Origin of the sequence: Spirillospora sp. NPDC046719 (assembly GCF_040645715.1) — a bacterium.
Lineage (GTDB): Bacteria > Actinomycetota > Actinomycetes > Streptosporangiales > Streptosporangiaceae > Spirillospora.
This window is the reverse complement of the sequence record NZ_JBEYYT010000004.1, coordinates 1-25590: the sequence shown is the minus strand read 5'-3', so window position 1 is coordinate 25590 and position 25590 is coordinate 1. Positions and strand designations below refer to the sequence as shown.

The following is a 25590-nucleotide window of genomic DNA, read 5'->3' as shown; positions in this document are numbered from 1 at the left end:
TTCCGGAACGGTGGCGCGGCGTCGCTACTCGACCACGGCCGGGTTGAATTCCGGCGGGTCGCCGAGCATCGCGCGGTGCGAGCGCGGCCGGCTCCCGTCGACGTCGGTGACGCCGAGCTCCGCCCCGATCTCCGCGCCGATGAGGACCCGTCCCGTCCATTTCATCGGCTCCGGGGAACGGGCGAGCGCGTCGATGACCCGGCCGCTGAACTCCGGCGACTCGGCTCTGGCGGCGAACGAGGCGTACTTGTCCGGGACGCCCTCGAAAAGGGCCCGGTTCCGTTCGGTCTTGAGCAGCCCCATCCACAGCGAGACGACGGCGACGTTGTAGGGGCGGAAATCGACCGCCATATCGTGGGCCATCTTGTCCACGGCGGCCTTTCCGGCGCCATAGGCGGGGCCGTGCATGTAGCAGCGGCCGCCGAACGACGACGTGTTGACGACGAGCCCGCCGCCGCCGCGGATCAGCAGCGGCGCCGCGTAGTACGTCGCGACGTAGGCCGACCGCATCCCCACGTCCAGCATGCTCTGCAGCGCCAGCGGCTTCTCCCAGAACGGGCCCTTGCGGGTCAGGCCGTCCGGGATCGTGAACGCGTTGTTCACGAGGACGTCCAGCCCGCCGCGCTCCCGCTCGACCTGCTCGAACAGCGCCCTGACCTGGTCGTCGTCGGAGTGGTCGCAGATCACCGGGACGCCGGTGCCGCCGCGCTCGCCGATCTCCTTCGCGGTGGTGTGCACGCTGCCGGGCAGGTCGGCGTCGCCGTCGGCGCGGGTGCGTCCGGTCACGTAGACGGTCGCGCCGGTCTCGCCGAGGGCGAGCGCGATGCCCTTCCCGGCGCCGCGGCTCGCCCCGGTGACCACCGCCACCCGGTCTCCGGTCAGGCCCATTCGCCGCTCCTCGCGAGGAATTCCAGCATGGTCGCGGTCGTCTCCTCGGGTCGCTCCATCTGCATCATGTGGCCCGCGTCCTTGAGCATCCGGACGTCGCGGACGTCCTCGTGGTGCTCGTGCAGCCTGTCCAGCGGGTCGTCGCCGTGCCAGCCCTCCAGGTCGGCGTCCTGCTCGCTGCCGATGAAGTAGAACGGCGCGGGGTTCTTGCGGCCCGCGTACGACTTTCGGTACTCCCAGGACAGGTCCATCGCCCGGTACCAGTTGAGCCCGCCGGTGAACCCGCTGCGGCTGTAGGCGTCGACGTAGAACTCCAGTTCCAGGTCGGTGAGCCACGGCCACGGGAGCGCCGGAGTCTCCGGGAGCGCGTCGATGTACGTCGTCCCGGGCGGCTTCCGCCAGACGTCGAGGTAGTGGTAGTCGCTGGAGAGCGCGTAGAAGACCTTGCGCAGGAACTCGCGGGGCGCCGCGCCGAGGTCGCGGTCGGCGACGCCGGGCTCGGCGAAGTAGTGGATGTGGTTGAAGTGCCGCTTCGCCTGCCGGGCGGCCAGCGTCAGCGGCGACTCCTCGCTCGGCGTGAAGAACGGGTTCTCCAGCCCGATGATCGCCGCGACGCGCTCGGGATGGTGGTAGGCGAGGTCGTAGGCGGCGAACAGGCCGAAGTCCAGGCCGCTGAACGCCGCCCGCTCCGCGCCGAGGTGGTCGAGGAGGCCGGCGACGTCGCCGACGATGTGCTCGACGCCGTACTCGCGGGGGTCGTCCGGGCCGCTCGTCCCGCCCATGCCGCGCATGTCGGGCGCGACGACCCGGAAGCCGGCGTCGGCGATCGGCCCGATCTGGTGCCGCCAGCTGAACCACAGGTGCGGGAACCCGTGCAGGAGGACGACGAGCGGCCCTTCGCCCTGCTCCACGTAGTGGACGTCGAGGCCGTTGATGCGCGCGTACCGATGAGTCCAGCCGGCCATGCTGCGGTTCCTTCGCGACGAGGGACCTGACCTTCGGACTGTGCAGGACGGCGCCGCCGTTGGCAGCGCGGTGTCTCGCTCAGTGGGAACCCGCTTCCGCGCTCCGCGCGCCGTCCCGCGCGAAGAACGTGATCCAGTCGGCGACCATCGCCGGGGCGCCCGCGCCTTCCACCTCCAGCTCGTTCCGGGTGAGCACGCGCGTCCCGGCGTCCTTCTCCCGGACGTCGAGGAGCGTCGCCCGCACGCGGACGCGGCTGCCGGTCGGCACCGGGCGCAGGAACCGGACCTTGTCGAGGCCGTAGTTCAGCCCGTTCGCGCCGCGCAGCTCCAGCTCCCGCTTGTGGAACGCGACCAGCATCGACAGGAGCAGGAATCCGGAGACGAGGCGCTCGCCGTCCGGGGCGCCGGACGGGGGCCGGCCGAGGAAGTCCTCGCGCAGGAACGTCGCGTGCCCGAACGCCTCCTCGTCCTCGTCGCGGAGGGGCACCCAGTCCGAGCGGAACAGCTCCTTGCCGACCAGGTCCGGGAAGTCGGCGAGAGAGTAGGCCATGCGAGTCGTGTCCTTTCGCCGTGCGGGGCGGTGCGGGGCGGTGCGGGGCGGTGTGGTGCGCGCCGCGTCGGGTCGGGAGGGGCCGATTCTCGCGCACCGCGTGATCCGTCCCGGAACGCGGAACCGGATGATCACGGTCCGCGTCCGATCTGTACGCGGGAACGGATCGCACACTCCGAACCCGGGGACTCCTTCCCGCGAGAGGGGAGCACGGTGCCCGGCTTTCTCGAGACCCTTCCGCTTCACACGATCACCGCGGTGTACGGCGAGGCCGGCCTCCGCGACCGGTTCGCCCGCGAGATCCTCCGCTTCCCCGAGGCGGACTGGCGGCGCCTCAGCACCGCGCTGGCCCTGGCGAGCGACCTGCACCGGCAGGACCGCCGGGTCAGCGAGCCCGTCGTCAACCACCTGCTCCGCGTCACGCTGCGCGTGATGTGCCACTACCGGGTGGACGACGTGGACGTCCTCGCCGCCGCGCTGCTGCACGACTCCGTCGAGGACCACCCCGCCGACCTGGCCGGCGACGGGCACGACGACCCGCGCGAGGCCGCGCTGGACGTGCTGGAGGCGGAGTTCGGGCCGCGCGTCGCGAGGCTCGTCCGCGCGGTGACGAACCCCGTCTACGACCGGGGCGGCGACGTCCACGCCCAGTACCGCGCCCATGTCGCCGAGAGCCTGGACCGCGAACCGGCCGCGCGCATCATCAAGGTGTCCGACTTCACCGACAACGGCGTCGGGCTGATGCACACCACGGGCCCGAAGGTCCGCAAGCTCGCCCGCAAGTACCGGCCGCTCGTCCCCCGGCTCCGCGAGCTGGTCAACCGCCCGGACACCCCGCTGGACGTCCCGGTCAAGCAGCACATCACCGGCCAGCTCGACCGCGCCGACGAGCGCTTCGCTGCGATCCTCCAGACCCACGCCCTCCGCGCCGCCTCCTGACCGGGGCGGCGGGGCGGCGGGGCGGGTCAGGCTCGGCCGGTCTCCGGTTGCCGGCGGCGGGCGTTCCGGAGGTCGGTCTTGACGACCTTGCCGGTGGCGTTGCGGGGGAGGGCGTCGGCGAACTCGATCGTGCGGGGGCACTTGAAGTGCGCGATCCGGGCGCGGATCCAGTCGATGAGGTCGGGGCCGGACGGCGCGGTGCCCGGGGCGGCGACCACGACGGCGTGGACGGCCTCGCCCCACCGCTCGTCCGGCACGCCGATCACCGCGACCTCCGCCACGTCCGGGTGCTCGGCGAGCGCGGCCTCGACCTCGGCGGGGAAGACGTTCTCCCCGCCGCTGATGATCATGTCCTTGGCGCGGTCGACGACGAACAGGTAGCCGTCCGCGTCGATGCGGACGACGTCGCCGGTGCGGTACCAGCCGTCCGGGGTGAACGCGGCGGCCGTGGCGTCGGGGTCGCGCCAGTAGCCGGTGGTCAGCGAGTCGCCGCGGATCAGCAGCTCGCCCGGTTCACCGGGCGGCACCTCCGCCCCGTCGGGGCCGACGACGCGGACCTCCCAGCCGAGGGTGACGTTCCCGGCGCTGGCCAGGTGCGGGCCGTCCGGCACGTGGTCGTCGGGGTGCAGGAGGCTGATGAACGACTGGCACTCGGTGTTGCCGTAGATCTGCCGGAACCGGCAGCCGAGGGTGTCGAGCGCGGCGCGCAGCGACGCCGGTGTGATCGGCGCGGACCCGTACTGGATCTCCCGTAGCGCGGACAGGTCGGGCCGGACGGCGCGGCCCCGCACCTCGGCGACCAGCATGTCGATGAGCGTCGGCCCGGCGGTGAAGAACTCGACGCGGTCCGTCTCGATCGCGTCGATGACGGCGCCGGGCTGGAACGCGGCGTGCACGATCAGCTCCCCGGCGGTCAGCAGGCACTGCATCGCCTGCGCGAACCCGGCGAGGTGGAACAGCGGCATCAGCTGGAGGTGCCGGGACCCGGGGACCTGGTCGCCGATCTCGATGGCGAAGCCGGACAGGCTGCGGATGAGCGAGGCGTTGTCCAGCGGGATCGCCTTCGGGCGCCCGGTGGTGCCGCTGGTGTGCATCAGCCCGAACACGCCCGTGGCGGAGAGCCGCTCGGCCGGGCGGGGAGGCGGGGGAGCGTCGAGCCCGGCGTCCGGGACCCAGCCGCCGTCCGCCGTCCCGATCACCACACGCGCGCGCAGGCCGGGGGCGGCCGCGTCGACCGTGGCGGTGAAGGCGGGGTCGGCGACGGCCGCGATGGGCGTGAGCAGCGCGTGCAGCCGCGCCAGCTCGGGCGCGGCGAGCCGCCAGTTCACGAAGGCGGGGATCGCGCCCGCCCGCATCAGCGCGAGCGCGTGGACGAGGAAGTCGGCGCTGTTGCGCGCCATGACCGCGACGACGTCGCCCTCACCGATCCCGAGCGCGGACCAGCCGCCCGCGCGGCGCTCCACGGCGTCCAGCAGCTCGCCGTAGGTGAGGCGGGCGCCGCGGTCGTCGCGGACGGCGGTCCGGTCGCGGTGCGCGGACGCGCGCCATTCGAGGACGTGGATCCAGCTCTGCACGGCCGGCGCCCCGTCAGCCCTTGAGGGGCGTGTCGCGGTCGGCGGCGGTGCGCGGTTCGTGCGCGACGTCCTCGGGCGTGAAGTCGCGCAGCCAGCACGCGAACTCCAGCAGGATGCCGTCGGGGTCCTGGAAGTAGAAGGACCGGACGTACACGCCGGGGTGCATCTCGCGGGCGACCTGGGTCTCGCTGTCGTCGTGGTTGACGATCGGCGCGACCTTCACGCCCTTGGCCTTCAGCCGGGCCCGGTACTCCTCGAACATGTCGGGCGGGACGTCGAACGCGACGTGGTTGAGCGAGCCGATGCCGCTGGTCCACTCGCCGAAGCCGGGCACGGTCACCGGCGCGGCGACGCCGGGGGTCGCCTCCGGGGAGTCCGGGAACCAGAAGAAGGCGAGGGAGTTGCCGTTGCCCGCGTCGAAGAAGAAGTGCTGGCCCATGCCGTCCGGCAGGTCCAGGGTCTTAACCAGCTTCATGCCGAGGACGCCGCTGTAGAAGTCCACGGTGCGCTTCATGTCCGAGCAGACCAGCGCGACGTGGTTGAAGCCGCGGATGCGGAAGGCCGGCTCCTCGCCGGCGGTCTCTGCGCTCATGCTCACTCCTCGGGTGGGCGGATAACCTAATGCTAACGTCAGATTTACATGCTCCCTCGCGGGGGCCTCGCTGTAAAGGTCCGGGGGCGCCCCCTGGCGGGACGCGGGGCGCCACGGTGCGAGGAGAAACCGGTGTTAGGTTCAGGTGTGGAGAAGGATCAGACCACGCGTCCGACCGTGCGCGGGCGCAGGACGCTCGCCGCGATCGAGGCCGCCGCCCGCCGGATCATCGCCCGCAAGGGCTTCCTCGCGATGACGGTCGCCGACATAGCGCAGGAGGCCGGCCGCTCGCCCGCCTCGTTCTACAACTACTACGACTCCAAGGAAGACCTGCTCGCCCACTGGGCGGACGACTTCCGCGCCGAGGCCAAGGCCCGCGCGGTGGTCGCCTACAAGCACGGCGTGCCGCACCGCGAGCGCGTCATGGAGTCGGCGCGCGCGCACTGGATGACCTATCGCGAACGGCTCGCCGAGATGGTCGGCGTCTTCCAGCTCGCCATGATCAATGAGGAGTTCGCGGGCCACTGGCGCGAGCTGTGCGACGACGCCGTGGAGAGCATCGCGGAGAGCGTCCGGCGCGCCCAGCGGGAGGGCTACTGCCCCGGCGTCGACCCGGGCCTCACCGCCGCGGCGATCGTCGCGATGCTCAACCAGTTCTGCTACGACCGGCTCGCCGGCGCGGGCGAGGACGCCGACATCGACGACGAGGCCGCGATCCGCACGCTCGGCGAGATCTGGTACCGCGCCATCTACTGGCGGGCCGACGACCAGACCGACGGCAAGGACGGCTGACCGGGCGGGCTGACCGCGCGGGCTGACCGGGCGGGCTGACCGGGCGGGCTGACCGGGCTCGCGACCAGGGCCGACCTCTGACGGGGCGGGGGGCTTGTCAAACCTCGTGCGGCTCTAACATGATTCCAACGTCAGATTTATTTTCGGCAGAGGAGGCCGCATGGGGACGGACGGATCTCCGGCGGGGATGGTCCGGCACTGGGCGCGGGCGCGCCCGGACGCCCCGGCGGTGTCGACGGGCGGCGGCCGCTCGCTGACGTTCGCCGAGCTGGACGCGCTGAGCTCCCGCCTCGCGCGGGCGCTGCTCGCCGCCGGCGCCGCGCCGGGCGACCGCGTCGCCTTCCTCGGCCGGGACGCCACCACCTGGGCGGTGACCCTGGCCGGGGCGTCGAAGGCCAGGGCCATGGGCGTCCCGCTGAACTGGCGGCTGTCCCGGCCGGAGACCGCCGAGGTGATCGCCGACGCCGCGCCCCTCGCGGTCGTGTGCGAGCCGGAGTTCCTGCCCCTGCTCGGGCTCCCGGCGGCGGACGGCGCCGAACCCCACGTGGTCGTCGAGAGCACCGCCGTCCCGCTGGACGCGTGGCTCGCGGGCCATGACGCCGACGATCCCGGACTGCCCGCCGAGCCCGACGACGTGGCGTTCCTCTTCTACACGTCCGGCACGACCGGCCGCCCGAAGGGCGTGCAGCTCGCCAACCGGAACGTCGCCGCGAACCTCGCCAAGCCCGCGCCGTGGACGATCGGCCCCGGCGACACCGTCTTCGTGCCCGCGCCCACCTTCCACGTCTCCGGCAGCGGCTGGCTGTTCCTGTGCCTCGGCGTCGGCGCGCACGCCCTGTACGTCCGCGACATCGTGCCCGCCGGCGTGCTGCGGCTGCTGGAGTCGGAGCGGGTGACGCACGCCCTGGTCGTCCCGGCGCTGCTGCGGATGCTCGTCCGCGACCCGGTCGCGCGGCAGACCGACTTCTCCCGGCTCCGGACGCTGATCTACGGCGGCTCGCCGATCGCGCCGGCCGTCCTCGTCGAGGCCCGGGAGCTGCTCGGCTGCGACCTCGTCCAGGGCTACGGCCTCACCGAGACGTGCGGGCCGATCACGTTCCTCGGCCCCGCCGACCACGCGCCCGGCGCGCCCGAGCACCGGCTGGCGTCGGCGGGGCGCGCGGTCGAGGGCGTCGAGCTGTCCGTCCGCGACCCGGCCACCGGCGATCCGCTGCCCGCCGGGAGCGTCGGCGAGATCTGGACGCGCAGCGACATGGTGATGGCCGGGTACCGCGACCGGCCCGCCGAGCAGGCCGCCGCGATGACCCCGGACGGCTGGTTCCGCACCGGCGACGCGGGCCACCTCGACGCCGACGGCTACCTGTTCGTCACCGACCGGGTGAAGGACATGATCGTGTCCGGCGGCGAGAACGTGTACCCGGTCGAGGTCGAGAACGCGCTGATGGCGCATCCCGCCGTCGCCGACGCGGCGGTCATCGGCGTGCCGCACGAGCGCTGGGGCGAGACCGTGAAGGCCCTCGTCGTCGCGCGGGGCGAGCCGCCCGCGCCGGACGAGCTGATCGCCTTCTGCCGCGAGCGGCTCGCCCACTACAAGTGCCCGACCTCGGTCGACGTGGTGGACGACCTGCCCCGCAACCCCAGCGGCAAGATCCTCAAGCGCGAGCTGCGGGCCGCCTACTGGCCCGCGGGCGGAAGGAGTGTGGGATGACCGGGCCGGCGCGCGGCAACCGGGTGAAGCGGGCCCTCGCCGGCGGGGAGGTCGCGGTCGTCGTGGCCGGGCACTCCGCGTCGTCCGACACCGCCGACTTCGTCGGGCGGCTCGGCTTCGACGGGCTGTGGCTGGAGGGCGAGCACGGCGCGGTGACCTGGGACCGCATCGGCGACCTCAGCCGGGCCTGCGAGCTGTGGGACATGGCCGCCATGTACCGGGTGCGGACGCTGGAGCCGTCGCTGGTGGCACGCGCGCTGACCCTCGGCGTGCACGGCATCGTCGTCCCGCAGGTGAGCACCGCCGACGAGGCGCGGCGGCTCGTCGCCGCCGCCAAGTTCGCGCCGCAGGGCGTGCGCGGAGTGTCGCGAGGGCGCCGCTCGTACGGACGTCCGGGATTCCTGGACGAGGAGAACGACCAGACCGTCCTCGTCGTCCAGCTCGAAGACCCCGGCGCGCTCCGCAACGCGGAGGAGATCGCCGCCGTGCCCGGCATCGACGTCGTGTTCGTCGCGCCGAACGACCTCGCGCAGGCGATGGGGCACCAGGGCCGTCCCGACCACCCCGAGGTCGCGGGCGCCATCGACGGCGCGCTCGGCCGGATCGCGGCGACCGGCGCGGCGGCGCCCGGCACGCTGTGCCCCGCCGACCAGGTCGACCGGTTCACCGCGCTCGGCGTCCGGTTCCTCTACACCTCCTACGACGCCTGGATCACCGCCGGGGCGCGCGACTTCCGCCGCGCCCTCGACGACGCCACCGCACGGCGCGACCCTCGACAGGGCGACCCCGGACAGGGGACCGCACCCGCACCGCAGGGCACCGCACGACAGGACGGAGCAGCATGACGATCGAACGCACCTTCGTGGGCCTCCCCTCCCCGGTGATCGGGCGGGCCGGCGCGGGCGGCCACCCCTGCCAGGGCCTCTACCACCGGCGCGCGGGGACGAGGCCGAAGACCGCCTTCATCGCGACGCACTACCAGATCGACTTCTCCGAGCACTACCTCGCCGAGTACCTGGCCGAGCGCGGGTTCGGGTTCCTCGGCTGGAACACCCGGTTCCGCGGCGACGAGAGCCACTTCCTGCTGGACCACGCGCTCGTCGACATCGGCGTGGGGGTGCGGTGGCTGCGCGAGGTCGCGGGCGCCGAGACCGTCGTGCTGCTCGGCAACTCCGGCGGCGGCTCGCTGATGGCGGCGTACCAGTCGCAGGCCGTCGAGCCGAACGTCACCGCGCTGCCGGGCCTGCGCCTCGCCGCCGGCGTCGACGACCTGCCCGCCGGCGACGCGTACATCTCCGTCGCCGCGCACCTCGGCCGTCCCGACGTGCTCACGTCCTGGATGGACGCGTCGGTCACCGACGAGTCCGACCCGCTCGCGACCGACCCGTCCCTCGACCTGTTCAACCCCGAGAACGGCCCCCCGTACAGCGCCGAGTTCCTCGCCCGGTACCGCGCCGCGCAGGAGGCCCGGAACCGGCGCATCACGGCCTGGGTGAAGGACGAGCTGGCCCGGCTGTCCGCCGCCGGGTACCACGACCGGCCGTTCAGCTCGTTCCGCACCTGGGCCGATCCGCGCATGGTGGACCCGTCCATCGAGCCGACGAACCGGCGCCCGAACAGCTGCTACCCGGGGAAGCCGGAGCGCGCCAACCGGTCGGTGTTCGGGATCGCCGCCGCCTGCACGCTGCGCACCTGGCTGAACCTGTGGAGCCTGGACGACTCGCAGACCCGCGCGCACCCGCACCTCGCCCGCATCACCGTCCCGTCGCTGGTCGTCAACGCCGACGCCGACACCGGCGTGTTCCCCAGCGACGCCGCCGCGATGTACGACGCGCTCGCGGCGGAGGACAAGGAGCGCCACGACCTGTCCGGCGACCACTACTTCCTCACGCCGGACGGCGCGCGCGACGGCCTCGCCGACCTGATCGCGTCGTGGCTCGGCAAGCGCTTCCGATGACGGCGGAGGTCCCCGCGGAGATCGCCGCCGGGCTGCGGCGGCTCGGCCTCGCGGGCCCGGGCCCGGTGCGCGGCGAGCCGCTGACCGGCGGCGTCTCGTCGGACGTGTGGCGGGTCGACCTGCCGGACGGGCCGGTCTGCGCGAAGCGGGCGCTGCCGCGGCTGAAGGTCGAGGGCGACTGGCGGGCGCCGACCGAGCGGTCCGGGTGGGAGGCGCGCTGGCTGGCGCTGGCCGCCGAGCTGCTGCCCGGCGCGGCGTGCCGTCCGCTCGGCTACGACGCGGACGGCGGGGTCCTGGTCCTCGAATGGCTCGACCCGTCCGTCCACGGGGTGTGGAAGGAGCGGCTCGCGGCGGGCGACGTCGACGTGCCGGTGGCGGCCGAGGTCGGGCGGCGGCTCGCCGTCCTGCACTCCGGCGCCGCGCGCGGGCCCCTGTCCGAGTGGGAGCCCGCGCGGGAGCTGTTCGCGACGCTGCGGATCGACCCGTACCTGACCGCGACGGCGCGGGCGCACCCCCGGCTCGCGCCGCACGTCGAGGCGCTGGCCGGGGGGCTCGCGTCCGCCGCGATCACGGTGATCCACGGGGACGTCAGCCCGAAGAACATCCTGCTCGGCCCGGACGGCCCGGTGCTGCTCGACGCCGAGTGCGCGAGCCCCGGCGACCCCGCCTTCGACCTGGCGTTCTGCGCGAACCATCTGCTGCTCAAGGCCGTCTGGCGGCCCGCCGGGCGCGCCCGCTACATCGACGCCGCGCGCGCTCTGGCCGCCGCCTACCTCGACGGCGCGGACTGGGAGCCGGCCGGGGGACTGGAGGCGCGGGCCGCGCGGCTGCTGCCCGCGCTGGCGCTGGCCCGCGTCGACGGCCTGTCCCCGGTCGAGTACCTCGGCGAGGACGCCCGCCGGACCGTCCGGCACGCCGCCGCCCGCCTGGTCGAGCGGCCGCCGGACGGGTTCGCCGACCTGACCGCCCGCTGGCTCGACCTCACCGACACCCCCGGAGAACCCGCATGAGCACCGAGATCGTCTCCGTCACCGGCCACCGCCGCTGGGACTCGCGCGCCCGGCCGACCGTCGAGGTCGTGGTCCGCACCGCGTCCGGCACCGGACGCGCCCTCGCCCCCGCGGGCGCGTCGACCGGGTCCGGCGAGGCGGTCGACCTGCGCGACGGCGGCGCCGCGTTCGGCGGGCACGACGTGACCCGCGCGGTCGCGGCCGTCAACGGCGACATCGCCGAGGCGCTGGCCGGCATGGACGCCACCGCCCAGGCCGCCGTCGACCACCGCCTCGAAGAACTCGACGGCACGCCCGGCTTCTCCCGGATCGGCGGGAACGCGGCGGTCGCCACCTCGATGGCCGTCGCGCACGCCGCCGCCGCGTCCCGGGGCGTGCCGCTGTGGCGGCACCTCGACCCGGCGGCGGCGCGGCTGCCGCTCCCGGAGATCCAGGTGTTCGGCGGCGGCGCGCACGCCCACGGCCGCCTCGACCTCCAGGACCTGCTGGTCGTCCCGCTCGCGGCGGGCTCGTTCGCGCAGGCGCTGGACTGGGCCGCCGAGATCCACCGCAGCGCGGGCCGGTGGCTGGACGAGCGCGGACGGCTCGCCGGGACCGCCGACGAGGGCGGCTGGTGGCCCGCGTTCGACTCCAACGCCGAGGCCCTCGAAGCCCTCGTCGCCGCGATCGAGGGCGCCGGCCTCACGCCCGGCGCCGACGTCGGCATCGCGATCGACGTCGCCGCGACCCAGTTCGGCTCCGGCGGCACGTACCGGCTGGCCCGCGAGGGCCGCGAGTACGACCGCGACGGCTGGGGCGAGGTGCTGCTCGGCTGGCTCGACCGGTTCCCGATCGTGTCGGTCGAGGACCCGTTCGCCGAGGACGACCCCGACGGCATGGCGCTCATCACCAAGGCGGCCGGCGACCGGATCCAGATCGTCGGCGACGACTTCCTCGTCACCGACGCCGACCGCGTCCGCGCCGCCGCCGCCCGGCGCACCGCCAACACCGTGCTGGTCAAGCCGAACCAGGCGGGCACGCTCACTCGCGCGCGCGCCGCGCTGGACGCCGCCGCCGAGAGCGGCCTCGGCGCGATCGTGTCGGCCCGGTCCGGCGAGACCGAGGACGTCACGATCGTGCACCTCGCGGTCGGCTGGGGCAGCGGCGGCTTCAAGGTCGGGTCGTCGGCGCGCGGCGAGCGCACCGCCAAGTGGAACGAGATGCTCCGCGTCGAGGAGGGGCTCGGCGGCGCCGCCCGCTACGCCGGACGCGCCGGGCTCGGGCCGGGACTCGCGCCGTGACGCCCCGCGTCCTGTGCCACCTCGCGCCGACGCCCGCCCTGCGCGCCCGTCTCGCCCCCTTCCTCGACGGCCTCGACGTGCGATGGTGCGCCGAGGACGACGAGGACCGGTTCGCCGCGCTGCTGCCCGGGACCGACGTCCTGTGGCACGTGCTGCGCCCGATCACGGCGGACGACCTCGGCCGCGCCCCCGGTCTCCGGCTGGTCCAGAAGCTCGGCTCGGGCGTCAACACCATCGACCTGGACGCGGCCCGCGCGCGGGGCGTGACCGTCGCGAACATGGCCGGCGCGAACGCGCCCGCCGTCGCGGAGGCCGCGCTGGCGCTGATGCTCGCCGCGCTGCGCCGGGTCGTCCCGCTGGACGCCGCCACCCGCGCCGGGCACGGCTGGCCGCTCGACACCGCCCTGGCCGACCGGGTCGGGGAGATCGGCGGGCGCGTCGTCGGCCTCGTCGGGCACGGCGCGGTCGCCCGGCGCCTGGAGGCGCCGCTCACCGCGCTCGGCGCGACCGTGCTGTGGCACAGCCCGTCCGGCACGGCCGCCGACCCGTCCTGGCGGCCGCTGGACGAGCTGCTCGCCGCGTCCGACATCGTGTCGCTGCACCTGCCGCTGACCCCGGGCACCGAACGGCTCATCGACGCCGGCCGGCTCGCCCGGATGAGGCCGGGCGCGATCCTCGTCAACACCTCGCGCGGCGGCGTCGTCGACGAGGCGGCGCTGGTCGAGGCGCTCCGCACCGGCCGGCTCGGCGCGGCGGGGCTCGACGTGTTCACGACCGAGCCCGTCGACCCGGCGAACCCGCTGCTGGCCTTGGACAACGTGGTCGTGCAGCCGCACGTTGCGTGGCTGACCGGCGAGACGCTGGAGCGCTGCGTGGCCATCGCCGCCGCCAACGCGCGCCGCCTCGCGTCCGGGGCGCCGCTGCAGAACGTCGTCCAGGGAGCGGACTCGTGACCGCGCTCGCCGACAAGGTCTGGGACCGCCACGTCATCGAACGCGGCGACTCCGACCTCCTCTACATCGACATGCACCTGCTGCACGAGCTGACCTCGCCGCAGGCGTTCGAGGGACTGCGGATCGCTGGACGTCCCGTCCGGCGGCCCGACCTCGCGGTGGCGACCGCCGACCACAACGTCCCCACCGGGCCCGACCCGCTGTCCCTGCTCGACGGCCTCGCCGCCCGGCAGCTGCGCGTCCAGCAGGAGAACTGCGCGCGGCACGGCATCGAACTCCACCCGCTCGGCTCGCCCGGCCAGGGCGTCGTGCACGTCATCGGCCCCGAGCTGGGCCTGACCCAGCCCGGCATGACGATCGTCTGCGGCGACAGCCACACCGCCACCCTCGGCGCGTTCGGCGCGGTCGCGTTCGGCATCGGGACGAGCCAGGTCGAGCACGTCCTCGCCACCCAGACGCTCTGGATGCCGCGTCCCCGCACCATGGCCGTCACGGTGCGCGGGACGCCCCGTCCCGGGACGTCCGCCAAGGACCTCGCCCTCGCGATCACCGCCCGCGTCGGCACCGCCGGCGGCACCGGGACCCTCATCGAGTACCGCGGCGACGCGATCACCGCGCTGCCGATGGAGGGCCGCATGACCGTGTGCAACATGGCCATCGAGTCCGGCGCGCGCAGCGGCGTGATCGCCCCCGACGACACCACGTTCGCCTACCTGGAGGGCCGCGAGCGCTCCCCGCGCGGGCGGCTCTGGGAACGCGCCCTGGACGACTGGCGCACCCTCCGCACCGACGACGGCACCGCCTTCGACCGCGAGGCCGCCGTCGACGCGGCGGGCATCGGCCCGCAGGCGAGCTGGGGCACCAACCCGGGGCAGACGACCGGCATCGACGGCACCGTCCCCGACCCGGGCTCGTTCGCCGACCCCGCCGAGCGGGCCGCCGCCGAACGCGCCCTCGCCTACATGGACCTCGCCCCCGGCACCGCCCTCCGCGACATCGCCGTCTCCACCGTCTTCATCGGCTCCTGCACCAACGGGCGCCTCGCCGACCTGCGCGCCGCCGCCGGGGTGCTGCGCGGGCGCCGCGTCGCGCCGTCCGTCCGGGCGCTCGCCGTCCCCGGCTCCACCCGGGTGAAGCGGCAGGCCGAGGAGGAGGGCCTGGACGAGGTGTTCCGCGCCGCCGGATTCGAGTGGCGCTCCTCCGGCTGCTCGATGTGCGTCGGGATGAACGGCGACGTCGTCGAGCCCGGCGCGCACAGCGCGTCCACGTCGAACCGCAACTTCGAGAGCCGCCAGGGACCCGGCGCCCGCACCCACCTCGTCTCGCCCGAGTCCGCCGCCGCGTCGGCCGTCCTCGGGCACCTCGCGAGCGCCGCCGACCTCGGGGAGGCGCGCTGATGGAACCCGTCACGCGCGTCGCCGGACGGGCCGTCCCGCTCGACCGGTCCGACGTCGACACCGACCAGATCATCCCGGCCCGCTGGATGAAGCGCGTCGAGCGCACCGGGTACGCCGCCGGGCTGTTCGAGAAGTGGCGCCGCGACCCCGCGTTCGTGCTGAACGACCCGGCGTACCGGGGCGCGCCGATCCTGGTCAGCGGCCCGAACTTCGGGTGCGGCTCGTCCCGCGAGCACGCCCCGTGGGCGCTGCGCGACCACGGCTTCCGCGCGATCATCGCGCCGAGCTTCGCCGACATCTTCCGCGGCAACCTGCCCAACAGCGGCCTCGTCCCGGTGCAGGCGGCGCCCGCCGTCGTCGCCGCCCTGCTCGCCGCGGTCACGGCCGACTCCGCGACCGAGATCGTCGTGGACGTCGCCGGGCGGACCGTCCGCTGCGACGGCGTCTGCGACGCGCCCTTCGAGCTGGACGCGTCCGCGCACCACCGGCTCGTCCACGGCCTCGACGAGATCGACCTGACGCTCGCCCGCGACGAGGCCGTCACCGCCTACGAGCGCACCCGCCCGCCCTGGATGCCGACCGGCCGCCCCGGGATTTGAGCGCGTCCGAAACGGGGGATCCCAGCCGGGGGCGCTCGCGGAACCTATGATCGCCAGCGTGCGGCCGCGGGGCCGCGCGCGGCGGGCGGGAGTGCCATGAGCCATCCTCGGATCGACTTCGACCCGTTCGGCGAGCCCCGCCCGGCCGGGACCACCCACGCGATGCTGGACGAGCTCCGCGAGCGCTGCCCGGCCTTCCACAGCGGCGCCCGGCACGGGTTCTGGGTGCTGACCCGGTACGCCGACATCCTCGCCGCCTACCAGGACACCGCGTCGCACTCCAGCCGGGCCATCGCCGTCACCGACCCGGACCCGTCCTACCGGTGGATCCCGGTCATGCTGGACCCGCCCGAGCACACCACCTGGCGGCGGCTGCTGCGCCCGCTTTTCACCCCCGCCCGCGCAGCCGCGATGGAGGACGGCGTCCGGCGGCGATGCGGCGAACTGATCGACGCGCTGGCCGGCCGGGGGGAGTGCGACTTCGTCACGGACTTCGCCCGCCGCTACCCGACGGCCGTCTTCCTGGAGTTCATGGGCCTCCCGGTCGACCGGCTGGAGGAGTTCCTGCGGTGGGAGTACGCGATCCTGCACGCGCCCCCGGCCGAGGGCGGGCGGGCCGAGGCCATGCGGAGCGTGGCGGCCCTGTTCCGGGAGCTGATCGCCGAGCGGCGGCGGGACCCGCGCGACGATGTCGTCAGCGCCGCGCTCGCGTTCGAGCCGGACGGCAGGCCCGTCACCGACGACGAGCTGCTGCAACTGTGCACCCTGCTCTTCCTGGCCGGGCTCGACACCGTCGCCGCGCAGCTGTCGTACTCGTTCTGGCACCTCGCCCGCCACGACGCCGACCGGGCCCGGATCACGGCGGAACCCGGCATCGTCCCGGACGCCGTCGAGGAACTGCTGCGCGCCTACTCGCTGGTGCTGCCCGCCCGCAAACGCGTCACGGACGCCGCGTCCCACGGCTGCCCCATGGGCGCGGGCGACATGGTCATGCTGCCGCTCGCGATGGCCAACCGCGATCCCCGCGCGTTCCCCGACCCGCGGACCGTCGACTTCGACCGCACGCCCAACCGGCACATCGCCTTCGGCGCCGGACCGCACCGCTGCCTCGGCTCGCACCTGGCCCGCCTGGAACTGCGCGTCGCCCTGGAGGAGTGGCACCGCCGCATCCCGCACTACCGCGTCCCCGACGGCGCCCGCCCCACCGAGCACGCCAGCCTCGTCCTGGGCCTGGACACCCTCCCCCTGGCCTGGGGCTCCTGACACGCCACGACTCAGCGGGCGGGGCGGTAGGGGTCCAGGCAGCGGCTCTGGGTCGGGTCCATGTACTCGTCCAGGCGGGTGATGCGGTCGTCCTTCACCGTCACGATGAAGCAGGCCCGCAGCGTCAGCTCCGTGCCGTCCGGCACGACGCCCCGCAGGACGTGCTGCTGGACGTACCCGTCCGGCGTGAGCCGGCGCCGGATCTCGGTGTACCGCATGTCGCGGAGGGTGGCGGTGAGCCAGCTCAGCACCCGCAGGTTCTCCTCGGGGCCGATCACCTTGTCGTCGGTGTTGTGCCAGATCTCCGCGTCCGGGGCGTAGAGGGACGTGCGGACGGCGTCCAGGTCCCCGGCCTCGACGGCGGCGATGAACTCGTCCGCGAGGCGCTCGATGGATCGTTCCACGACGTCAGCCCCGCTTCCGCGCCAGCGGGACCGTGACCAGGTCGTTCCCGACGACCACCGGCCCCCGGTACGACGTGCGGGCGCCCTGGTACCAGACGCGGTCCGGCACCATGCTCGGCTTCGCCGGGCCGAGATGGCTGAGCACGAGCTTCCCGGCGCCCGCCAGCCGCGCCACGTCCCCGACCTGCGTGACGTCGGTGTGCGCCTCCTTCAGGTGCTCGATGAACGCCTCGTTCTGGTTCTTGTCCTTGTAGTAGTCCACGCTGACGGCCTCGTGGACGAGGACGTCGCTGCCGTGCGCCAGTTCGATGATGTTCTCGTGGTAGCCGGTGTCGCCGGAGAAGGCGATCACCCCGTCCGGCGTCTCGCAGCGGAACCCGAACGCGGGGAACACCAGGCCGTGCGCGCCGAGCGTCGCCTGCACGCGGATCCGGTCGTCCTCGAACACCGTGAACGGGCGGATGCGCGGGGCGCGGTTCTTCAGCGGGTCCGCGCCGGTCCGGGACACGTCGATCTCGGTGAGGTCCAGGATCGACTCCGGGTGGAGCGGCGTCGCCCCCTCCCGCCCGTAGATGTTGAACGTGTAGGCGTTCGCGGCCAGACTGCCGTTGATCAGGTCCTTCAGGCCCGGCGTGGGGTCGTCCGGGTTGACGTTCGGGACGGGGCGCGGCCCCGCGAACGGCGGCCCCATCGCTCCGGCCGGGCCCGGCCCGAGCACCCGCACCGGCGGCACCAGCGCGTCACCGTCCGGGCTCGCCTGCGCCAGCATCAGGTAGTTGAACAGGTCGGCGGTGTGGTCGGCGTGCAGGTGCGTCACGAAGACGGCCCGCAGCGACTTCAGCGGCAGCCCCGCCCGCACGTACTGGCTGACCGATCCCCGCCCGGCGTCGAACAGGTACGTCCGGTCGCCGACCACCACCGCGCTGGAGATCCCGAACCGCTCCGCGATCGGCACCGGCCCGCCCGCCGTGCCGAGCAGCACCAGCCTCGTCCGCGCGTCCGACGGGCCGGGGTCGGGCCGCGCCGGCGCCGCGAGCGCCCGGCCCGGGGCGCCGACCGCGCCGAGGGCGGCCATCCCCGCCACCGCCGCCGATCCGATGACCGCCCGCCGCGACGGCCGTGCCGCCGCCGTCCCGTCCGCCTGCCCGTCGCACATGCCAGCTCCGATCCGTGCCGAGAATGAAGCTGACATTAGATTCAGAAAGAGTCCGGGCGCAATACCCCGAAAAAGCTGGGTTCTTGATATCTTTGCTCCAAGCTATCTACGGACACGGGAGGGCCGAGGCGATGGACGCTGGCGGTGCGGACGAGATCCTGGTCGGCGGGATCTGGCGGCGCGGGTCCGGGGCGGAGTTCGCCTCGCTCAGCCCGCTGGACGGCACGGTGATCGCCCGCCTGCACGGCGCGGACGCCGCCGACGTGGACGAGGCGGTGCGGGCCGGCGCCGCCGCGGCGGCCGACCCCGCCTGGCGCGACCTGCTGCCGCACGAGCGCGCCCGGTACCTCGTCCGGATCGCCGACGGGATCGCCGGCTCGGCCGAGCGGCTCGCGGCGCTCCAGACGCGCGACACCGGCAAGTCGATCAACGAGACGCGCGCGCTGGTGCACAGCGCGCAGGCCACGTTCCGCTACTTCGCGGCGGCGCTGGAGACGCTGGAGGGGGACCTCACGCCCTCGCGCGGGCCCTACCTGAGCATGAGCGTGCACGAGCCGATCGGCGTGGTCGGCGCCATCACCCCGTGGAACTCGCCGATCGCCAGCGACGCGCAGAAGATCGCCCCGGCGCTCGCGGCGGGCAACGCGGTCGTGCTGAAGCCGGCCGAGTGGACCCCGCTGGTGGCGCTCGCCCTCGGCCGGGTGGTCGAGGAGGCCGGGCTGCCGGCGGGCCTGCTGTCGGTCCTGCCCGGACCGGGCGGCGTCACCGGCGACGCGATCGTCCGGCACCCCGGCGTCGGCAAGGTGTCGTTCACCGGCGGCACCGCCACCGGGCGCGCCATCGGCGCGGTGGCCGCGGAGAAGATCATGCCGGTCTCGCTGGAGCTGGGCGGGAAGTCCCCGACGATCGTGTTCCCCGACGCCGACCTGGAGCGGACCATCGCGGGCCTGCTGTTCGGCGTCTTCTCCTCGTCCGGGCAGAGCTGCATCGCCGGCTCGCGCGTCTTCATCCACTCCTCGGTATACCGGCAGGTCGTGGACGAGCTCGTGGCGCGCGCCGGGCGGCTCCGCGTCGGGCCGGGGACCGACCCGGCGACGCAGGTCGCGCCGCTGGTGACGCACGCCCACCGGGACCGGGTCGCCGGGATGGTCGACCGGGCCCGCGCGGAAGGGGCGCGGGTGCTGTGCGGCGGGCGGGCGCCGGAGGGCGACGCGTGGGCACGGGGCGCCTACTACCTGCCGACGGTCCTGGACGGGCTGCCGAACGGCTCGGCCACGTGCCAGGAGGAGATCTTCGGGCCCGTCCTCGTGGCGCTGCCGTTCGAGGACGAGGACGACCTGATCGCGCAGGCCAACGCCTCGGTGTACGGGCTGGCCTGCGGGATCTGGACGCGCGACTACCGGCGGGCCTGGCGCGTCGCCCGCCGGATCGAGGCGGGCACGGTCTGGATCAACACCTACAAGCAGTTCAGCATCTCGACGCCGTTCGGCGGCATGAAGGCCAGCGGGATCGGCCGCGAGAAGGGCCGCGAGGGGATCCTCGCCTACGCGCGGCAGAAGAGCGTCTACTGGGACCTGGCGGAGGAGCCGCTCCCCTGGGCCTCATGAGGAACAGTGCCCGTGAGGAGCGGGCCCCCGTGAGGAGCGGCGCCTCCCGGACGTCAGACGGAGTTGCGGGACGAGCGGCGCGGGCGGCGCGGCGGGGCGACGGCACGGCCGGCGACGGCGGACTCGATGGACCGCTGCAGCAGGAGCAGGCCGTCGATGACCCGCGCGCGCTGCTCCGCCGTCAGCCCGGCGAGCAGGGTCTCCTCGTTCGCCAGGTGGCGGGCGAACACGTCGTCGATGAGGCCGAGGCCGACCTGCGTCAGCTCGGCGAACATCACCCGCCGGTCGTTCGGATGGGGGCTGCGCCGGATGAGGCCCTGCCGTTCGAGCGCGTCCAGCCGGCCGGTCATCGCGCCGCTGGACAGCAGCGAGGACTCGGCGAGCTCGGACGGCGTCTTGCGGTAGGGCGGGCCGCCGCGGCGCAGGTTGGCGAGCACGTCGAAGGACTTCGGCGTCAGGTCGTACGGGGCGAGGAACGCCTCGAGCTCCTGGCGGGAGAGTTCGGCGACGTGGCGGAGGCGGCCGAAGACGCCGATCGGCGAGGGGTCGAGGTCCGGACGCTCCCGGCGCCAGTCGTCCAATGCCTTCCCGACCGTGTCCGTTGCACCGTCGTCCATTGCACCGTCCGTGTGATGAGAGTGGGGCGGATCCGTGAGCCGTCCGAAACAATAGCGGAACCAAGATATCTTGACACAAGTAATTTAGGTCCCAGATACTTCGGGACGAACCACCTGCCGCCGAGCCCCCGGCGGGACACCGCTCGGACGGCCGCGCACCGCCACGGACGGCCCCCAGCCCGCGCCGCCGAGCCAGCTTTCACACGAGGTCACGATGCACATAGCTTTCGCCGCGGTCCGCACGGCCCGCCGGAGCCGCCGGGGCCGCCGGGCCCTTTCCGGCGCCGCACTGGCGCTGACGGCGGCACTCGCCCTCTCGGCATGCGGGGACTCGAAGCCGGAGAAGGACGCCTCCGGACGCACGAAGGTCACCGTCCGCACCGACGTCTTCTACACCGGCGCCGTCCTGCCCCTCATCGTGGGCGTGCAGAAGGGCATCTACGCCAAGCACGGCCTCAACGTCACGCTCAACCCGGGGAAGGGGTCGGCGACCACCCTGCAGACGGTCGCCAACGGCTCGGACGACATCGGCTACGCCGACGCCGGCGCGCTGGTGCAGGCCGTCGGCAAGCACATGCCGGTGAAGATGGTCGCCGGGATGGTGCAGAAGTCGCCGCTGGCCGTCTTCGCCCGCAAGGACTCCGGCATCACCGGCGCCAAGGACCTGGCGGGCAAGACCGCCGGGTTCACCGCCGGCTCCGCGCCCGAGACGGTCTTCCCCGCGTTCGCCAAGGCCACCGGCCTCGACCCGGACTCGGTCAAGCTCAACAAGGTCGACGTGCCGACCCGCGACAGCCTGTTCGTCCAGGGCAAGACGCAGTTCACCTTCGGGCTCCTCAACGTCACCGAGCCGAACATGAAGGTCAAGTGCAAGTGCGACCTGACCGTCCTCGGCTACGCCGACTCCGGTCTCGACGTGCTCAGCTCCGGCATCGTCACCTCGAAGAAGTTCGCCGACGGCGACGCCGGCACGCTGCGCAAGTTCCTCGCCGCGACGGCGGAGGCGGTGCAGACGACCGACGCCGACACCGACGCGGCGGTGGAGTCCTTCTTCGCGTTCGTGAAGACGACCAGCCTCTCCAAGGAGGTCGTCAAGCAGCAGTGGCAGGCGTCCGCGAAGCTGCTCACCACCGACCGGACGAAGGGCCAGCCGTTCGGCTGCACCTCCGCCGAGGACTGGAAGAGCACCATCCGGGTGATGGAGCAGTACGGCGGCGTCGACCCCGGCAAGATCACCCCGGCGGACGCCGCGAGCAACGCCTTCCTGTCCGGCTGCTCCGACGCGTTCGGAGGGAAGTAGCCGATGGCCGGCGCGACCGCCCCCTTCATCGAGTTCGACCGGTTCACCAAGTCCTTCGACGCGGTCACCGCGGTCAGCGAGATGTCCTTCGAGCTGGAGCGCGGCGAGTTCCTCGCCATCGTCGGGCCGAGCGGCTGCGGCAAGAGCACCCTGCTGATGGCCCTCGCCGGGCTGACCCAGCCGTCCACCGGCCAGGTGCGGGTGCAGGGCGAACCAGTCCTCAAGCCCTACACCGACCTCGGGTTCGTCTTCCAGGGCGCGGAGCTGCTGCCCTGGCGGACGGCGCTGCAGAACGTCCTGCTGCAGAGCGAGATCCGCCGCGCGCCCCGGCAGGAGGCCGAGCGGCGCGCCCGCGAACTGCTCGGGCAGGTCGGCCTCGGCGGGTTCGAGGACTCCTACCCCGACGAGCTGTCCGGCGGCATGCAGCAGCGCGTGGCGCTGTGCCGGGCGCTGCTGCACGACCCGCAGATCCTGGTGATGGACGAGCCGTTCGGCGCGCTCGACGCCCTCACCCGCGACCAGATCCAGATCGACCTGCAGCGGATGTGGATGGAGCGCCGCAAAACGGTCGTCTTCGTCACCCACAGCATCGACGAGGCCGTCTTCCTCGCCGACCGGGTGCTGGTGTTCTCGCCGCGCCCGGCCCGCATCGCGGCCGAGTTCCGGGTGCCGCTGGAGCGCCCGCGGCACCTGAGCGCGCGGACCGGCCGGGAGTTCGCCGACCTCGTCGGCGAGATCCGCGGCGTCTTCGAGAACCTCGGCGTCCTGAGGGAGGAGCCCAAGTGAGCGGCACGGTGCGGTCCAAGCACGCCCGGAAGGGGACAGGGCAGGGGCCGGGACCGGCGGGCGGCGGGGCGACGCCGCCCGCCCCGGAACGGCCCGCCGCCCGTGCGCGGGCGGCCCGGCGTCCGGCGGGGAAGCGGTTCCTGGAGTCCCGGGCCGCCGACTGGATCCTGCCGCTGATCCTGGTCGCGATCATCGTCGCGGTGTGGCAGGCCGTCTGCGCGTCCGGCGCGGTGGAGGAGTACGTGCTCCCCGCGCCCGGCGACGTCATGGGGAAGATGTTCGGCGACTTCGGCACGTTCGCCGACCAGTCCGTGCCGACCATCGTGGCGATCTTCGCCGGGTTCGCGCTGGCCGTGGTGGTCGCGCTGCCCATCGCGGTCGCCATGGTCTACAGCGGCGTCGCGCGGCGCGCGATCTACCCGCTGCTGATCATCGCGCAGGTGGTGCCGAAGGTGGCGATCGCGCCGCTGTTCATCATCTGGTTCGGCTTCGGCCAGCTGCCGAAGGTGCTGATGGTCGCGCTGATCTGCTTCTTCCCGGTGGTCATCGACTCGCTCGTCGGCTTCAAGGCGGCCCGCCCGGAGAGCCTGATGCTGGTCCGGTCGATGGGCGCGAGCCGCTGGCAGGCGTTCTGGAAGATCCGCTGGCCGTGGGCCCTGCCGAGCATCTTCGCGGGCGTCAAGGTCGGCATCACCCTCGCCGTCGTCGGCGCCGTGGTGGCCGAGTTCGTCGGCGCCGACAAGGGCCTCGGCGTCCTGCTGATCACCGCCCGCGGCGACATGGACAGCCTGACGGTGTTCGCCTCGATCGCCTGGCTGACGGTGATCGGGTTCGTGCTGTTCGTCCTCGTGGAGGTGCTGGAGCGGGTCCTGCTGCCGGGCAAGCGCGGCGGGCGCTCGCACGAGGCGTCGGGCTCGCTGTGACCGGCGGGGGAGCGTCCCCGAACGGGACGCAGCGCGCCGTCGTGTACGCCGGGCCCGGACGCGCGGTGGTGGGCGAGGCGCCGATGCCCGCCCTGGAGACCCGGGCGGCGCCCGGCGTGCTGCCCCGCCGCTGCGACCACGGCGTGATCGTGCGGACGCTGGCGACCTGCGTCTGCGGGTCCGACCTGCACACGCTGCACGGGCCGGGCGCCGCCGAGGGCATGGTGCTCGGGCACGAGCTGACCGGCGTCGTCGTCGAGACGGGCCGGGACGTGGAGCGCGTCAGGGCCGGCGACGTGTGCTCGGTGCCGTTCAACGTCGCCTGCGGGCGGTGCGCGAACTGCCGGGCCGGCCGCACCGGGCACTGCCTGCGCACGAACCCGGCCCGGCCCGGCGCCACCTACGGGATGGGCGAGGGCTTCGGCGGATGGGCCGGCATGCAGGCCGAGTACGCGCTGGTGCCGTACGCGGACTTCAACCTGCACGTCTTCGCCGACGCCGACCGCGCCCGCGAGCGGCTGCTGGACGTCGCCATGATCGGCGACATCCTGCCCACCGGCTACCACGCGGCCCGCTCCGCCGGCGTCGGCCCCGGCTCCACCGTCTACGTCGCCGGGGCCGGGCCGGTCGGCCTCGCCTCGGCGGTCGCGTGCCGGATGCTCGGCGCCGCCGCCGTGATCGTCGGCGACCTCAACGCCGAGCGGCTCGCGCACGCCCGCGCCGCCGGGTTCGCCGCCGCGGACCTGGCGTCCGGCGAATTGGCCGAGATCGTCGCCGAGACCGTCGGCGTCCCGTACGTGGACGCGGGCATCGACTGCGTCGGCGTCTCCGACGCGACGGTGGCGGCGGCCGGAGCGGACGGCCGGACCCCCGTCGCGGCGGCGCTCAACGACATCATCGGGGTGGTGCGCCACGGCGGCGCCATCTCCGTCGCGGGCGTGTACCCGGCGGGCGCCCCCGGTGCGCGGCCGCCCCTGGGCGTCTGGCTCGGCGGCATCTGGTCCAAGGCCATCACGGTCAGCTCCGGCGCGACGCCCGTCCGGCGCTACCAGGACGAGCTCGCCGCCGCCGTGCTTCTCGGCGGGGTGGGGATCGCGGACGCCGTCCGCGCCACCGCGGTCCCGCTGGAGCAGGGCGCCGACGCCTACGCGCAGTCCATGGCGGGGGCCGGACGCAAGTTCGTCCTCGTCCCGTGAGGCGCGCGCCCGCCGGATAACGCCCGACCGCACGACGGCGCCGGGACCGATGTCGGTCCCGGCGCCGTTCGCCGTTCCTCGGTTGCGCGGCGGCCGCCTCCAAAGGAGTGGTCCCGGTCCCGGAGGCTTCCGGGACCGGGACCTGCCCGGACGCTCAACCGCGCGTGACGCCGTGCATCGGGGAGGTCGGCGGGTAGGTCGGGAGCTGCGGCTTCTGCGTGCCGATGATCACGCAGAACAGGGCCTCGCCCTCGCCGACGTTGCGCAGGCTCCGCGGCACGCCCGCCGGGACCCGGATGAGGTCGCGGTAGCCGAGCACGCGGCTGGCCGTCCGGGTGCCGTCCTCGACGTCGTGCACGGAGACCTCCAGCTCGCCCTCCAGGACGAAGAAGACCTCCTCCACGTCGTGGTGGGTGTGCTCCGGGCCGACGCCGCCGACCGGGAGCCGCATGTTCGAGAACGTGAAGTGCTCGGACGGCAGGATCCGCGCGTCGGTCTCGTGGTTCCCCGTCGCGCCGGACCCGATGTAGCGGATCTGGGCGCGGCGGAACTCGTCCCCGGCCTTGGCCTGGAAGGCGAGCGTGTCCCAGTCCTCGAAGCGGCTCTCGCGGCTCGCGATGCAGGAGTCGATGAGCTGGTCCAGGTCGGTGGCGGTCTTCTCGGTCATGCTGGGTTCTCCTCTGCTTGTGAACGGGGAAGAAGGAAGTCGCGCACGGCGCCGGCGAACGCCTCGGGCCGCTCCTGGTGGGCGAGGTGGCCGGCCCCGGGGATCTCGGCGTACCGGGCGCCGGGCACGGAGGCCGCGATGAGCCGGCTCTCCGCCGGCGGGCAGACCGCGTCGTGCTCGCCCACGAGCACGAGCGTCGGAGCGGTGATCCGGGCGAACGCGTCGCCGTGGTCGGTGGCGGCCATCGACTCGGCCGCGTGGCCGTAGCCGGGCAGGCGGATCGCGGCGGCCATGGCCTCGGCGACGCGCGCGACGTCCGCGGGCGACGCGCCCGGGGAGAGCAGCCGCGGCGCGCGGGCGCGGGCGAACTCCGCCGGGCCGCGCTCGGCCAGCTCGGCGGCGCGCGGCCGCCTGGGCGGGGCCGTGGGGGGGGCGGGGGCGGGGCCGCCGGGGGGGTGGGGGCGGGC

26 protein-coding genes are annotated in these 25590 nt (G+C 74.1%); 16 read left to right on the top strand and 10 right to left on the bottom strand.

Features of this window, described 5'->3' with window-relative positions; all coding sequences use genetic code 11:
• Positions 1-24 precede the first annotated feature (24 nt).
• The 3 genes from ABZ914_RS01620 to ABZ914_RS01610 form a co-directional block, all read right to left on the bottom strand.
• Positions 25-888, bottom strand: coding sequence for an SDR family NAD(P)-dependent oxidoreductase (locus ABZ914_RS01620; protein ID WP_500190918.1), 864 nt, complete (start codon positions 886-888; stop codon positions 25-27).
• Positions 879-1853 carry an alpha/beta fold hydrolase gene (locus tag ABZ914_RS01615; protein ID WP_500190916.1) on the bottom strand — a complete coding sequence of 325 codons (975 nt, stop codon included), beginning with the start codon at positions 1851-1853 and terminating at the stop codon, positions 879-881. The genes ABZ914_RS01620 and ABZ914_RS01615 overlap by 10 nt, the downstream gene beginning before the upstream one ends.
• 79 nt (positions 1854-1932) lie before the next feature.
• Positions 1933-2403, bottom strand: coding sequence for a MaoC/PaaZ C-terminal domain-containing protein (locus tag ABZ914_RS01610; protein ID WP_387030809.1), 471 nt, complete (start codon positions 2401-2403; stop codon positions 1933-1935).
• A 213-nt stretch (positions 2404-2616) separates the two neighbouring features.
• Here ABZ914_RS01610 and ABZ914_RS01605 point away from each other — a divergent pair, with 213 nt between their 5' ends.
• A complete protein-coding gene (locus ABZ914_RS01605) occupies positions 2617-3342 on the top strand; it encodes an HD domain-containing protein (RefSeq protein ID WP_500190914.1) in 726 nt (241 codons plus the stop codon).
• 26 nt (positions 3343-3368) lie between these two features.
• On the opposite strand, the gene ABZ914_RS01600 is transcribed toward ABZ914_RS01605, so the two are convergent.
• A complete protein-coding gene (locus ABZ914_RS01600; protein WP_500190912.1) occupies positions 3369-4916 on the bottom strand; it encodes a class I adenylate-forming enzyme family protein in 1548 nt (515 codons plus the stop codon).
• A gap of 13 nt (positions 4917-4929) precedes the next feature.
• On the bottom strand, positions 4930-5508 hold the full coding sequence (locus ABZ914_RS01595; RefSeq protein WP_433142834.1) for a VOC family protein: 579 nt from the start codon (positions 5506-5508) through the stop codon (positions 4930-4932).
• Between the two features lie 147 nt (positions 5509-5655).
• On the opposite strand from ABZ914_RS01595, the gene ABZ914_RS01590 reads away from it, so the two are divergent.
• The 10 genes from ABZ914_RS01590 to ABZ914_RS01545 all read left to right on the top strand — a co-directional run bounded on the left by ABZ914_RS01590 (position 5656) and on the right by ABZ914_RS01545 (position 16467).
• A complete protein-coding gene (locus ABZ914_RS01590) occupies positions 5656-6300 on the top strand; it encodes a TetR/AcrR family transcriptional regulator (protein WP_500190911.1) in 645 nt (214 codons plus the stop codon).
• A gap of 160 nt (positions 6301-6460) precedes the next feature.
• Positions 6461-8008 (top strand): long-chain-fatty-acid--CoA ligase, encoded by a 1548-nt coding sequence (locus ABZ914_RS01585; protein ID WP_500190909.1) that lies wholly within the window; start codon positions 6461-6463, stop codon positions 8006-8008.
• The gene (locus tag ABZ914_RS01580; RefSeq protein ID WP_500190907.1) at positions 8005-8853 is read left to right on the top strand and encodes an HpcH/HpaI aldolase family protein; all 849 of its coding nucleotides are present in this window, start codon (positions 8005-8007) and stop codon (positions 8851-8853) included. The genes ABZ914_RS01585 and ABZ914_RS01580 overlap by 4 nt, the downstream gene beginning before the upstream one ends.
• On the top strand, positions 8850-9965 hold the full coding sequence (locus ABZ914_RS01575; RefSeq protein WP_500190906.1) for an alpha/beta hydrolase family protein: 1116 nt from the start codon (positions 8850-8852) through the stop codon (positions 9963-9965). Before ABZ914_RS01580 ends, ABZ914_RS01575 begins: the two co-directional genes overlap by 4 nt.
• The gene (locus tag ABZ914_RS01570) at positions 9962-10975 is read left to right on the top strand and encodes a phosphotransferase family protein (protein WP_500190904.1); all 1014 of its coding nucleotides are present in this window, start codon (positions 9962-9964) and stop codon (positions 10973-10975) included. The genes ABZ914_RS01575 and ABZ914_RS01570 overlap by 4 nt, the downstream gene beginning before the upstream one ends.
• Positions 10972-12255: a phosphopyruvate hydratase gene (gene eno / locus ABZ914_RS01565; protein WP_500190902.1), complete on the top strand. Its 1284-nt coding sequence runs from the start codon at positions 10972-10974 to the stop codon at positions 12253-12255. Before ABZ914_RS01570 ends, eno begins: the two co-directional genes overlap by 4 nt.
• A complete protein-coding gene (locus ABZ914_RS01560; RefSeq protein WP_500190901.1) occupies positions 12252-13208 on the top strand; it encodes an NAD(P)-dependent oxidoreductase in 957 nt (318 codons plus the stop codon). Before eno ends, ABZ914_RS01560 begins: the two co-directional genes overlap by 4 nt.
• Complete coding sequence (leuC, locus tag ABZ914_RS01555; protein ID WP_500190899.1) at positions 13205-14605, top strand: 3-isopropylmalate dehydratase large subunit; 1401 nt, start codon at positions 13205-13207, stop codon at positions 14603-14605. The genes ABZ914_RS01560 and leuC overlap by 4 nt, the downstream gene beginning before the upstream one ends.
• On the top strand, positions 14605-15204 hold the full coding sequence (gene leuD / locus ABZ914_RS01550; protein WP_500190898.1) for a 3-isopropylmalate dehydratase small subunit: 600 nt from the start codon (positions 14605-14607) through the stop codon (positions 15202-15204). The genes leuC and leuD overlap by 1 nt, the downstream gene beginning before the upstream one ends.
• Positions 15205-15300: 96 nt before the next feature.
• A complete protein-coding gene (locus ABZ914_RS01545; RefSeq protein WP_500190896.1) occupies positions 15301-16467 on the top strand; it encodes a cytochrome P450 in 1167 nt (388 codons plus the stop codon).
• Positions 16468-16478: 11 nt separating this feature from the next.
• On the opposite strand, the gene ABZ914_RS01540 is transcribed toward ABZ914_RS01545, so the two are convergent.
• A complete protein-coding gene (locus ABZ914_RS01540) occupies positions 16479-16871 on the bottom strand; it encodes a nuclear transport factor 2 family protein (protein ID WP_500190895.1) in 393 nt (130 codons plus the stop codon).
• Positions 16872-16875: 4 nt separating this feature from the next.
• Positions 16876-18027, bottom strand: coding sequence for an MBL fold metallo-hydrolase (locus tag ABZ914_RS01535; protein WP_500190893.1), 1152 nt, complete (start codon positions 18025-18027; stop codon positions 16876-16878).
• Positions 18028-18158: 131 nt separating this feature from the next.
• On the opposite strand from ABZ914_RS01535, the gene ABZ914_RS01530 reads away from it, so the two are divergent.
• Positions 18159-19634, top strand: coding sequence for an aldehyde dehydrogenase (locus tag ABZ914_RS01530; protein ID WP_500190892.1), 1476 nt, complete (start codon positions 18159-18161; stop codon positions 19632-19634).
• 53 nt (positions 19635-19687) lie between these two features.
• On the opposite strand, the gene ABZ914_RS01525 is transcribed toward ABZ914_RS01530, so the two are convergent.
• The gene (locus ABZ914_RS01525; protein ID WP_190864598.1) at positions 19688-20251 is read right to left on the bottom strand and encodes a MarR family winged helix-turn-helix transcriptional regulator; all 564 of its coding nucleotides are present in this window, start codon (positions 20249-20251) and stop codon (positions 19688-19690) included.
• A 214-nt stretch (positions 20252-20465) separates the two neighbouring features.
• Here ABZ914_RS01525 and ABZ914_RS01520 point away from each other — a divergent pair, with 214 nt between their 5' ends.
• From ABZ914_RS01520 to ABZ914_RS01505, 4 genes are read left to right on the top strand one after another with little or no spacing between them, the layout of a single operon-like run.
• A complete protein-coding gene (locus ABZ914_RS01520; protein ID WP_500190891.1) occupies positions 20466-21551 on the top strand; it encodes an ABC transporter substrate-binding protein in 1086 nt (361 codons plus the stop codon).
• Positions 21552-21554: 3 nt separating this feature from the next.
• A complete protein-coding gene (locus ABZ914_RS01515; protein WP_190864594.1) occupies positions 21555-22337 on the top strand; it encodes an ABC transporter ATP-binding protein in 783 nt (260 codons plus the stop codon).
• On the top strand, positions 22334-23260 hold the full coding sequence (locus tag ABZ914_RS01510; RefSeq protein WP_500190889.1) for an ABC transporter permease: 927 nt from the start codon (positions 22334-22336) through the stop codon (positions 23258-23260). The genes ABZ914_RS01515 and ABZ914_RS01510 overlap by 4 nt, the downstream gene beginning before the upstream one ends.
• The gene (locus ABZ914_RS01505; RefSeq protein ID WP_500190887.1) at positions 23257-24456 is read left to right on the top strand and encodes an alcohol dehydrogenase catalytic domain-containing protein; all 1200 of its coding nucleotides are present in this window, start codon (positions 23257-23259) and stop codon (positions 24454-24456) included. Before ABZ914_RS01510 ends, ABZ914_RS01505 begins: the two co-directional genes overlap by 4 nt.
• Positions 24457-24610: 154 nt before the next feature.
• On the opposite strand, the gene ABZ914_RS01500 is transcribed toward ABZ914_RS01505, so the two are convergent.
• Both ABZ914_RS01500 and ABZ914_RS01495 read right to left on the bottom strand, forming a co-directional pair.
• A complete protein-coding gene (locus tag ABZ914_RS01500; RefSeq protein WP_500190885.1) occupies positions 24611-25123 on the bottom strand; it encodes a cupin domain-containing protein in 513 nt (170 codons plus the stop codon).
• Positions 25120-25590: alpha/beta fold hydrolase (locus tag ABZ914_RS01495; protein ID WP_500190884.1), on the bottom strand; the 471-nt coding region annotated here is incomplete at its 5' end. The genes ABZ914_RS01500 and ABZ914_RS01495, both read right to left, overlap by 4 nt.